Origin of the sequence: Thalassovita taeanensis (assembly GCF_900110775.1) — a bacterium.
Taxonomy (GTDB): domain Bacteria; phylum Pseudomonadota; class Alphaproteobacteria; order Rhodobacterales; family Rhodobacteraceae; genus Litorimicrobium; species Litorimicrobium taeanense.
The window spans coordinates 413,142-425,187 of record NZ_FOEP01000001.1 but is presented as its reverse complement, the minus strand read 5'-3'; the positions used below and the strand labels follow the sequence as shown (position 1 = coordinate 425,187).

General features: G+C 57.1%; 4 protein-coding genes and 1 pseudogene. 1 reads left to right on the top strand and 4 read right to left on the bottom strand.

Annotation, left to right across the window (positions count from 1 at the left end; genetic code table 11):
* Positions 1 to 10 precede the first annotated feature (10 nt).
* Positions 11 to 517: a hypothetical protein gene (locus BSF79_RS01965; protein WP_090267870.1), complete on the top strand. Its 507-nt coding sequence runs from the start codon at positions 11 to 13 to the stop codon at positions 515 to 517.
* Positions 518 to 649: 132 nt separating this feature from the next.
* Here BSF79_RS01965 and BSF79_RS20040 read toward each other — a convergent pair.
* The 4 genes and pseudogenes from BSF79_RS20040 to BSF79_RS01950 form a co-directional block, all read right to left on the bottom strand.
* A pseudogene (locus BSF79_RS20040) lies at positions 650 to 1,115 on the bottom strand (transposase); the annotation flags it as partial.
* A 135-nt stretch (positions 1,116 to 1,250) separates the two neighbouring features.
* On the bottom strand, positions 1,251 to 10,163 hold the full coding sequence (locus tag BSF79_RS20035) for a calcium-binding protein (RefSeq protein WP_090267619.1): 8,913 nt from the start codon (positions 10,161 to 10,163) through the stop codon (positions 1,251 to 1,253).
* Positions 10,164 to 10,409: 246 nt separating this feature from the next.
* Positions 10,410 to 11,545 (bottom strand): IS3 family transposase gene (locus BSF79_RS01955; RefSeq protein WP_090267617.1). Its coding sequence is split into 2 segments (ribosomal slippage): positions 10,410 to 11,299 and positions 11,299 to 11,545, totalling 1,137 coding nucleotides; the frame shifts between segments, so codons are not numbered across the junction.
* Positions 11,511 to 11,993, bottom strand: coding sequence for a DUF6538 domain-containing protein (locus tag BSF79_RS01950; protein ID WP_090267615.1), 483 nt, complete (start codon positions 11,991 to 11,993; stop codon positions 11,511 to 11,513). Before BSF79_RS01950 ends, BSF79_RS01955 begins: the two co-directional genes overlap by 35 nt.
* Positions 11,994 to 12,046: the final 53 nt, after the last annotated feature.

The window sequence follows — 12,046 nt, the reverse complement described above, 5'->3', positions numbered from 1 at the left end:
AGAGAAGGCCATGACTGACCGAAGAGAAATTGTCGTAAATGACAAGATGCAAACCGGATATAGATATACTCTGTCAGCGCCGGAAGGTGAGCAGTTTGATGTTGAGTTCAAACCCCACTATTCGCCTCAAACGATGCTGGAAATGGGTGTGTTCGAGGGCCGCTACCTCAACGATTGTACCGACGAATTCCCCTCCGAGTGGTATCAGAACGCGAAAATTAGTCCAAAACCTGACATAACCCTGAACTTTTTCGGTGTTAAAAGCCGTCAGCCCCTCAAGGTCTGGCAACAGAAAGGGTGGATATACGGCCCCGATCCGCGCGGATGGTTTCAATGGTATTGCCGATACTATCTTGGTCGGCGCCTTGCCGATATCGATCGCATTCAAATCAAACGATGGAAAGGGTTTGCGCGTCATGCCGGGCAAATCCGGGCCAACTGCTATCCTGGCGATGTCTTTTGCCGCCCCCGTCAACGCCAAGGCCTTTTGCAGTGGTCTTACGATCCTTTGATCTGAAGTGGTTCCACTATTTTGGACTGGTTTGCGGGTCGTTTAGGATGAGATTTGTTTGGGTTCACGCGGCCAATTGGGATTGATCCGTGTCGAAGAATGAGCTGTGCCGGTTTCGTGGACGGGTAATTTAAGCTTTCATCGCTCTTTCCACGTATTGATAGGGCATAGATATTTGATGGACGAGTGGGGGTGTGTCGGGTTGTAGAAGCGTTCGATGTCGTTGAGGACATTGGTGCGGGCTTGATCGCGCGGTCGGTAGGCTTTGCGCATCACGCGCTGGATCTTGAGCGACGAGAAGAATGTTTCGGTAGCTGCATTTTGCGCCGTCAAACGACCCCCCAGATCGTTTGACGTCACTGACGTGGACCAGCCGAACGTCCCAGACGTTTCCAAACCGGCTCATCGAACAGGTGATGCCGTTGTCTCCCGTCAGGCATTGGAACGGTTCAGATGTGTATTTGGCTGCCCTGATCTGAGTGATGCAACAGTTTCTTTGCCCGACCGCGCCGCCAGATCGTCAATTCATCGATCAACCCACGACGCGTGGTGAGAGTAGATCGGTGACGACTACCCAATAAAGCCAACCCTTCGCTGTCCAGATATTTGGCCGCTTGCGCGAGACTCACATCGCGAGCCGTCATAGCTGTGTCGGCTCGCGCTCATATTCTCGGCATTGCTGTTCTCCAATTTCATAAACACCTCGTCCCGGTGTTCACGAAACCGGCATCAGTTCAGATCATAGCAAATCAAAGACATTGCCTGTGATCTGAATATTGATCTCGTCCTGCCCGCCGCCATCAACCAGCGCCCACAAGATCTGACCCGTGGGGCGATAGATGACAAAGGCCTCCTCGACACCGGCCGTACCGGCATTGGCGGTCTCGATCAGATTCACCTGGAACTGATCAATCGTGGCCGCGCGGCCGAAGACCAAAACATCACCATCCGCTGCCGTATAGTCCTGTATCCAGTCCGAGCCGTGATCCGCGACCCCGAGATGGAAGAACCGGTCGGCCCCTGTCCCGCCGTTCATCCGGTCATAGCCGAAGCCGCCGTTGAGGAAATCGTTGCCCGCGTTGCCGTAGAGCACGTCGGACCACGCCCCGCCCGTCAGCACATCATTGCCGTCCGCGCCAATGACCGTATCGGTGCCGAAGCCGCCCGAAACCGTATCGTCACCGTTGTCGCCACGCAGCTCATCATTGCCATAACCGCCGTCGATATTGTCGTTGCCATCGCCGCCATAGACCACATCGCGCAAATCGGCCTCGGTCGCGCCGCCATACAGGAAATCGTCCCCAGCCCCGCCGATGAGCGTATCGCCGTCATCGCCGCCTTCAAGCCGGTCATTTCCATCACCACCATCCAGACGGTCATTGCCATCGCCGCCCAATAGCGTGTCGTGTCCGCCCAAACCATTGACGGTGTCATTGCCAGCAAGTGCGTCAATGCTGTCATTCCCTGCTGTGCCGTTGATCAAATCCGGGCCCGCTGTTGCCGCAGGAGGAAGAGTCGCCAACGCGGCGGAAAGGGTCATGTCGTTGAAGCGGAAGAATTCCACTTCGTGAAAGACGCTTGTGACGCCAGCAAGTAGGATCTCGATGGCATCGCCGTTTTCGGTAACAGACACCTGCGCCCGCGTGGCATCGATAACAGCGGTATCGGTCCCGATGCCGCCGTCTATGGTATCCGCACCGCCGCCGCCGGTCAGAACGTTATCGAATGCGTTTCCGACCAAATGGTTGGCGGCACCATTGCCAATTGCGTCGATGGCGGACGTCCCCATTAGAAACAGAGCCTCGACATTCTGCGGCAGAGTGAACGTCACGCTGGTATAGAGGCTGTCCATTCCCTCACCAGTCGCCTCAACAACAACGTCGCCCGCTTCGTTGACGACATAGACGTCATCGCCAGCTCCGCCCATCGCATGATCCGCACCGATCCCGCCATCCAGCGTGTCGTTTCCGTCGCCACCATGCACATGATCATCGCCGACTTCGCCCTCTATCAGGTCATCGCCCGCGCCGCCTTCCAGGGAATCGTTCTCGCTTCCCCCTCGCAGCCTGTCGTCTCCGGCTTCGCCAAACAGTGTGTCGTCGCCCGCGCCGCCTTCAACGGTGTCATTACCCGCGCGGGCTTCGATCCGGTCGCTGCCACCTCGCCCGATCAACCGATCTGCCAGAGGCGTGCCAAACAGCGTATCGTCAAGGTCGGTGCCCGCAGCGCGGGCAGGGTAGAGCTGCACGGCATAGCTATAGCTGACTGACCCATTATTGGCGAACGACAGCCCCTCTACGTCGTCGGCAACGAAATCAACGCCGCCGGTCGAGGAAACCCAGATGCCTCCGACGCCCTGAGCAATGACAACTTGCGAAAGATCCGCATCGAAAGTCGCGGTGTCATATCCTGCGCCGCCGACGATTGTATCGTCGCCGTCCCCGCCGTGCAGTGTATTGTTCGACGTATCACCGACAAGCAGGTTCGCCAAATCGTTGCCATAGGCATAGTCGTTTGCCTCTGCGGTCAGGATCAGGTTCTCGACATGCGCCGGGAGGTATTTGCTGATGGCTGAAACGATTGTGTCCAAACCTTCGCCGGGGAGTTCGAGCACCACATCCAACGCATCGTCGATGTAGAAAATATCATCTCCGGTCCCACCCATGGCGTGATCAGCGCCGGTGCCGCCGTCGATCGTGTCGTTGCCTGCGCCACCGTGCACGTGGTCGTTGCTTGCGCCACCTTCCAGATTGTCGTTCCCGTCGCCCCCCTCAAGGGAATCGGTGCCGGTGTACCCGATCAGAGTATCCGCGCCCGCCATCCCGAAGAAGTTGTTGGCCGTGGCAAAGCCCGTCATCAGGTTGTCGCCGCTATTGCCCGTTGCGTTGACCGTACCGCCGTATTTAACGACAAGCTCTTCGATATTTTCCGAGAGGACGTAATCCTTGTTGATCCAGACGGTGTCGTAGCCGTTGTTGCGCGCCTCATAGATCGTCTCGGCAGGGTCTTCGATGAGATAGAGGTCGTTGCCAGCCCCCCCTTCGAAGTGGTCAATCCCCGTGCCGCCGGTCAGCGTGTCGCGTCCATCACCACCCAGCAGGGTGTCGTTGCCGGCGCCACCATCAAGCCTGTCATAACCGCCGCGGCCATCAATGACATCATCGCCGTCGCCACCGTCAATGGTATCGTTGTTCGACGTGCCAAGCAGTGTGTCGTTTCCTGTCCCGCCGCCAATCGCAAGCGCGGCGACCTCGGCATAGGTAAGGGTTGCGTCCGAAAAGCGGAAGATTTCCACATCCGCATCAATCCGGTCGGTCCCTTCCAAAGACGCCATGATCAGCGCGCCATCGGGGGTGACCGTGACGCTGACATCCGTCGAAGCGACGTCAAACACGGCCTCGTCGATCCCACCACCGCCATGCAGGGTGTCATTCCCAGAACCGCCAATCATCGTGTCGTTGCCGTCATCCCCGCCGCCCCAAATCTGGTCGTCGCCGAGGCCGCCAATCAGTCGGTCGTTGCCGGTGCCGCCATCAAGCAGGTCATCGCCTTGATCACCGTCCAGCGTGTCATTTCCGTCGAAGACAAAGAACGCCGGATCGGTAACGCTCTCGCCCGGATTGTGGAAAGGCGTCGGGATCGTGTTGGGGTAGGGGAAGGTGGCGACGTTGTATTTTTCCTTGTCGCCCTGTCCACCCATAATGGTATCGTTGCCAGCATAGCCAAGGAGGTGATCGTCAAAATATCCGCCGATCATGCTGTCATTGCGATTGAAAACACTGTCCTCGAAAAAAGCCCAGTCAGCATTGATCAGATCGTAGAGCCGCAGGTCCAGCCCGTCGATCGACACATCAGCGGTGTTCCCACCCTGAAAATCAACAGAAATTCGATTCACGGTCGCTGTGTCGATCCAGCTCAGGTTGTTCGTGCTGTAGTTCTGAAACCCTTGGCCGCCATAGAATGCACGCCCGGTTTCGGCGAGAAACTCTGTCGTGAAGTGGAACTGGTTGTTGCGGTTCGACCCCTGTGACGCCGTGCCGAAATACAGGAATTGCGTGCCGCCGCCTTCGCGCGAGGTATCAACGCCGTTATCGTTGTCGAAATAGTCCCCGGCATAGAGCCGACCAGACGTCGTAGGCACCTCTGACTCGTGCAGGCTGGTCACATCGACCAGCTGGTCAGAGAATTGCAGGAATTCGATGTCTTCCAGCCGATCAACACCCAAAGTCGAGGTGACAAGAAAGAAGTTCGGCGCACTGAAGTCGAACTGCGCATCAGCAAAGGCAATGTCGAAAACCACAGTGTCGGTTCCGGTGTCACCCTGAAACAAGTTGTTGCCACTGTTGCCGGTCATCCGGTTGTCTTCATCGTTTCCGGTCACGCCGATATCATCAGAGCCGAGCAGAATCGCATTCTCGACGTTGTCAGACAACCGCACGCTGACCGCCGTCTCGACCGTATCCGTCCCGGCATCTTGCGCCTCGGTCATCTGGTCGCCTGCGTCGTCAACAACGTAAATATCATCGCCCAGCCCGCCGAACATATCGTCGATGCCGGTGCCGCCAATCAGGCTGTCATTTCCGTCCTCGCCCAAGAGCGTATCATTCCCGGCGCCCCCATCCAGCGTGTCGTCGGCACCGCGACCCTCGATGTGATCGTCGCCGCCGCGCCCCGGAATGATGTCCGCCTGCGACGTGCCTATCAGGGTGTTCGCCTGATCGTTGCCTTGCGCGATTCGCGCAATCAACTCGGCCTGCGTCAGGGTGACGTCGGTAAAGCGGAAAAACTCGACGTCGGCGCTGACGCGATCATCCTCTAGAATGACGTTGCCATCCGCTTGAACGACCTTGAAGCCTTCGGGCGCATAGCCGATACCGACCTCGGTGCTGGCAACGTCAAAGACGACCGTATCCTCGCCAGCGCCACCTTCCAGCGTGTCGTTGCCGCGTCCGCCGACAAGGACGTTGGCACCGGAATTCCCCGTCAGATGGTCGCCATGCTGTGACCCCGACAGGTGTTCAAACCCGTTCAGCACGTCGCCTTCAGCGTCGCCACGAAAGTTGCCCCCAGTGGTCAGATTTACAGTAACGCCCGCCTCGGAGCCTGTGAAATCAGCCGTGTCTATGCCGCCTCCGGCGAAAATCGTATCCGCTCCAAAGCCGCCGTGAAAGGTGGTGGACTCGTCGTTGCCAAAGATCGTGTCGTTGCCCGACCCACCAGCAATCAACTCAAACCCGGAAAAGTAATCCCGCGCCACAACATACTTCTTGAGAACACTGAACTTCTGTTCCGGCAATAACACGTCAGGCAGGAACCGCACCGGGCTCAGGTCCGAAGGCGTTCGCGCGAACGTCGGGTCCAGCCGGAACAGGCGTTCCGGCGTGATCGGGTCTTCCCGGCGATACGTATCGTCGGATGGATCGTCGGTGCCATGGTCGAACAGCTGATAGGTATAGCGCACCTCATCTGTTCCGACCTGGATCATTTCGCCTGGGCGGCCAAGCGGGTCAGCGACCTCCTGAACCGTATCGGACCAGACAGCCCAGTCCAGTTCGGCGTGGCGGGTGGCAAGTCCGGTTGCCTCTGCCGCGCGGGTGCCCGCGCCGACCATCTCGATTTTCATGGCGTAGCCGACGATGCCATAATCCAGCGTGTCATAGCCCGCACCACCATCAAGGTGGTTGGTGCCCGCGCCGCCGCTCAACCAATCATCGCCGTCTCCGCCAAAGATCGTGTCGTCGCCTTCGCCGCCATCCAGCACGTCATCGCCTTCACGACCGTTGATACTGTCTGCACCCAGATCGCCCGCCAGCACGTTATCACCCGCATCACCAAATATGGTGTCGTTACCCATGCTGCCTTTGACGTTCTCGATGTTCCAAAGCATCTCACCGCCCGCACTGTGGTTGGCAAGATCCACAGCAACGCCGACCGACAGGCCGGTTATCAGGAAATTGCCGCCCTTGGGGTGGCTCTGACGCTCAGAGAAAATGGCGGTGTCTATGCCATCCCCGCCATCCAGCGTATCAAGGCCCAGGCCACCATGAAGTTGGTCATTCCCTTCACCGCCCGATAGAACGTCGTCGCCATCGTTGCCAAAAAGCACGTCATCGCCATGACCGCCTGAAAGGGTGTCGTTCCCGTCATAGCCAGTCAGCACGTTTGTCCCACTGTCCCCGGTCAGGATGTCATCATCCACGGACCCGATCACATTCTCGATCCCGTCGAGATGATCACCCTCGGCATATCCGCCAGAGGCTTCGCCGGTCTCAAGGTCAATGGTCACGCCGCCGAGACCCGTCTCATAGGTCACTTCGTCGGTGCCGACCCCGCCAATGATATCCTCGCGCACGTCGCCCGCAACAAGCGTATCGTCGCCATCCCCACCATCAAGCAGAATGATCTTATCGTCGGCATAGTTCCGCTGGAACGAGTCACCGCCCAGAGACTGGTTGTAGGTGCCTAGAACGTCGTCGCCTTCGCCCCCAAACAGGCTGTCCGCAAATATCTGCGCGCTGAAAAGAACGTCGTCGCCGCCGTTGCCCTGCACTAGGATCGCGTTTTCATCGCTCCCGACCGCGATAATATCACGGTTGTTCGATGCAAGGATGACTTCGAATTCGCCGATCCTTCCGGTGCCGCCGGGTGTCAGCGTGTTGCTGTCGGGCACCCGCAGTTCAAAATTCACGCCCTCGACCACTTGGCCGTTCTGGTTGGTGCCCGGCACGCGGGCTACGGCCCCATTTACGCCTGCGGTTGCCTGAATGTACTTATGATCTGTCGCCGCCGTCATGCTTAAAGGGGACTTGCCGACAAGGTCGCCAAAACCAGATCCAGCGTTCAGGTAGATTTGCCAGGAATATTCGGTTTCAGTCAGATTAAGGACGTCGATCCCCGCCAGAGCATGAGAGCCGTCCCCCCCGGTCAGGAAATCGCGGTCCACGTTCTGGCCCGCCAGAACGTGAATGGTATCGCTGCCTTCATCGCCGTAGATCTGATTTTCAACGCCGCCAAGATAGAGGTGGTCATCGCCGCCATCGCCGTGAAGACGGTTCGAAGATCCATTTGCAAATTGGGCACCAGATCCGCCCTCGATCGTGTCATTCCCGTCACCGCCCCAAATCTGCTGGACTACGACACCATCTGCCGCCTGAATGAAATCATCACCGGTGGTGCCGACAAGGCGGGTCATGTTCTCCAGCCGGTCTTCGCCGATAAAGGCGCCGGATTCGTCGTATTTACTGACCCATGCCACACCTTGGGTCGCGCTGCGATAGACCGTTATCCGGAAGTTGAAGTCATGGTCGGCCGGTCCCGTGGTCTGAAAATCAACGAAGCTCGGGTTGAGCGCGCTCAGCGTATTCGAGGCCGAGATGCCGTAGATAACGGTGTTGAATCCGCTCTCATCGCCGGTGATCGTGTCGCTACCCCATCCGCCGATGAACTCGTTATAGCCCGCGCCACCATCCATGACATCGTCGCCGCGATCACCGATCAGCGTGTCATTTCCGTCGCCACCGCGCAGAATGTCGTTGCCGTCCAGCCCGCGGATCTGATCATTCCCGGCCCGACCAAGGATAATGTTGCTGACGGCCGATCCCCAGAAATGATCGTCATAATCGGTGCCGTTGATGTTCTCAACATCCCGGATCACCCCGACACGAGGTAGATTCGGATCTGACTGAAGACGCCCGTTGAAATCGACATCAATCGCCACAGAAGAGGGGCGGAACAGCGCGTCGTCGGCTCCGGTCGCCATAAACACAGATAGCCCGCTCTTCATCGCCTGATAGACGATCGAGTCGACGCCAGAGCCACCGTAAACAACGTCATAGATTCCGCTGCCCGCGCCGATCAGGAAAAGGTCGTCGCCCTCTTCACCGCCAAGGATGTCGCCGGGGTGCCCCATCTCGGTCGAAATCGGCCCGTTGGCATAGCTGGTGATTTGATCCTTGCCCGGCCCAGCCCAGATTTCTTCGAAACCGGGGCCGGTGAAAACCCAGTCGACGCCGTTGGACGTATAGAGCAGGTCGCCGGTCTTGTATTGCCCATCTGGATATCCCTCCGGGGCCGACCCGATTTCGCGCACGTCCGAATAGGTGCGGCTGATGTAATAGCCATAGATCCCGTCGGTCCACCCAAAAGGATAGCCCGCAGGGCTATCGCCATAACTGCCATCAACACTGCGGGTGCGGATATAGGTGTCCAGATCGCCAATTGGCACCGTGGCATCCATAAAAACGATGTCCTCGACGTCGATCAGCTTGTCATAGCCGTCGTTCGTGGTGGAGTTCATCGAATAGTCGCCGATGTACCAGACACCGTGGTTAAGCCCATCCGCGCCCAATTCGCTGACAATGGAATAGTCGTTGATGTAGCCCGAGTAGATGACCACGTCGCGCTCGCCGGGGGCACCTTCGCCGCCGTCAATGGTGTCGTCGCCGCCCCCACCGATCAGATAGTCAACGCCGGCCCCCCCATTCAGCGTATCGTCGAAATCACCTCCGACGATCAGGTCGTCCCCACTTGTCGGGCGAACGTATTCACCGCCTTCGCCATGAAACAGTGCGAGGTGCGTGTCATTTCCATCGCTGCCGTTCTCGCCGATATCGGTGACCGGTCCGATGACAGAGGGGAGGAACTGCGCCGGGTCCAATTGCGCCAGCAGAGCATCCAGACGGTCAAGGATACCTGTGTTCAACAGCACGTTGAACTCAATGTCCATGGCATCCGCAAGCGCCTTCTGGATCGTATCGAGAATCTCGATGTCCGGCAGTAGCCCCGTGATATAGTCGGCTGCATCCTCGATCAGCCCCTGAATGCCCGTTGCTTCCAGCACCGCGTCCAGAACTGCCTCAAGCGGTTTCAGAAGGAATCCGAAGATAGAGCCAAGCGCGTCCAGAACGGCCCCCGCCGCGTCATAGACGGCCTCCAGCGGGGCCGCCAGAACGCCCAGTGCGTCCTCGATTTCCTGAATTTGGTCTTTGAAATCGACAAGAAGCTGAAAGTCGGGGAGATCGAGAAGATTGCGTAGATCATCCGCTGCCTTCTCAACCAATGCCATGACGTTGTTCATCGGGGCCAACGCGTTATATGCGATAGTCGCCCCTGTATCGATCTCCGAAAACAGCGTAGTCAACCGAGCCTTGATCTCAATCGCCTGAACCGTATTTACCGACGAATCGACGAAAATCTTCGCGTTGTTGAGGCGATCATTGACCAATCCGATGCGGTCCGAAAGGTTCTTGGTCGCCTTTGATTCGTCTTCCAGTGTTTCATTGATGACGTCGAGCGCCTCTTCGGCGACCTCCATTTTCTCGATGTAAGGCTCGAATTTCTTCTCAAGATCTTGCGCCTTGTCGTCGATCTTCTTGAACGTATCAGAGACCTCATAAAGGACTTCTTTGAAGGGCCGTGCGACGACCTTGAGAACTCCGATTTTTGAAAAGGCTTCGGCGATAACACCACCGCTTTTGGCAACCTTTTCAAGTCGCAGCGCAGCTTTGTGGATATCGCTTGGGATCTCAAGTATGTCCTTGGCAGTACCTAGAATGTCGTTGACCGTTTCTACGGTTCCGGCGGTTGTTTCGAGGTGGCCAGAAAATTCTAGAATCTCTGCTTCGAGGTCAACGAGTGCTTGGCTTGCGGGCATTGTATTGGGCCTTGTGAAAGAAAATTTTTGGAAAAAAAGAAACAGAATCGAAGTGCTTTGTGATTTGCTACTTTACACATAAATGTGATTTTCTCTCATTGAATGAGCACCTGCCGAAATTCGGACACTGACGCGAGCTGCAGTTCGTTGTCTGTGGAGCCTCAATACGAACGAGATCGAAGATGGCGAAACGGAAGCAAGATCACCAGATGTGGTCTTGTCACGGTTGTGTTCCGGTCTCTCAACTCATTTAGGCAGCCTTTCTCGTTCGAAGGCTAAGGGGCTTTTTCTCCCTAGCGATGAATGCCGCCGTCGTGGATTATAGAACCCGTTGATATACTGGAATATCGCGCCCTCTGCCTGGCGATGTGTGTCCCAAGGGTTGCGCCAGATCAACTCTGCCTTGATTGATTTGAAGAACATCTCGACCATGGAATTGTCGTAACAATTGCACTTGCCGCTCATTGAGACCTTGAAGCCGTGCTTTGACAGGCGTCGCTGACACTCGTTGGAACAATATTGCGACCCGCGATCCGTATGATGAATGCAGCCTTTGGGCGGTTGCTGCAGCGCCACGGCCATGTCCAACGCTCGGATCGCCAGATCCCGCTTCATGCGGTTGCTGACAGCCCAACCAATGACGCGCCGGGAATACAGATCGAGGATGACGGCCAGATATAACCACCCTTCGCTGGTCCAGATGTAGCTTATATCACCGGCCCACTTCTGGTTTGGCCCATCCGAAGAAAAACCCTGATCCAGCAGATTGGGCGCAATGTTGAACCTGTGGTTGCTGTCAGTCGTGGCCTTGTATTTTCGGGTTCTGATGATCTTGATGTCGTTCTCACGCATCAAACGACCTATGCGCCGATGACCGACTTTCAGTCCCAGCTCTTGGAGCTCTTCGGTCATGCGTGGCCGTCCATAGCTTTGCAGACTCAAGCGATGCTGCTCGCGGATATGGGCCAGGATCACCATATCATCGCGTTGACGCTGGCTCATTGGGCGCACTCGCCACGCACGGAACCCACGCGATGAATCCTGCATAATGCAGCAGAGAAACTCGACCGACCATTCTTCTTTCCAGGCGTCGATGAAGGCGAACCTCACCGACTTTGGCCTGCAAAGAAGATTGCCGCCTTTTTTAGCACTTCCCTCTCCTCGCGCAACAAACGGACTTCCTTACGAAGGCGTTCGTTCTCTTTCTCGGCGTCCTCGTGCGGACCCGACATTAGATCATCGTGTTGATGCTTTTGAACCCATTTGTTCAGCGTCGACAGCCCAACCCCTAAATCGGAGGCCGCTTGGGGCCGTGTCAGTCCACTGGTCGTCGCGATGCGCACAGCATCACGGCGAAACTCGTCCGTGTATCTCGTTGCCATTCTTTATCTCCTTCATAGCAAAAATTGCTCGAAAGAGACCGGAACTAAACCGTGGCAATACCAGTGCGGAGACGCCGCCCATGATGGCATTGGCGTCGCGCATATCGGGCCTGCCATCCTTGCGCTCTTTGACTGCTCCGACTCTGGCAAGCAAATCGTCTTGGGGCAATTCGGCCACGCAATCTACCGGGAGGTAGCGGAATCCCCGCACGGCGGCGAGATTTTTGGCGGCTTCAAATCGCTTTTCGGCGTCGCTTGTGTCTCCGGCAAGCCGGGCTTCCCAGCCTTCGACGATGTGCTGCCAAGCTGCGTGCGCCTTTTGCTGGGCGACGCTCAAGGAGTCCATATGCAGGCTGACCCACACGCTCTTGCGCTCGTCCACGTCCTGATACCGACGCGGCACGCGCTTTCTCAAATGGTAGTTATTGCCGCGCTTCACTATGGTCATGGCCGATCCCCCGCAAAGAGCTTGTGCGGCGAAATGTGTTGTAAACCAAGCCA

What these genes read in the sequence shown, in the direction of transcription:
- BSF79_RS01965 (WP_090267870.1), top strand. Translation starts at nt 11, where the DNA reads ATGACTGACCGAAGAGAAATTGTCGTAAATGACAAGATGCAAACCGGA.
- BSF79_RS20035 (WP_090267619.1), bottom strand. Translation starts at nt 10,163, where the DNA reads ATGCCCGCAAGCCAAGCACTCGTTGACCTCGAAGCAGAGATTCTAGAA.
- BSF79_RS01950 (WP_090267615.1), bottom strand. Translation starts at nt 11,993, where the DNA reads ATGACCATAGTGAAGCGCGGCAATAACTACCATTTGAGAAAGCGCGTG.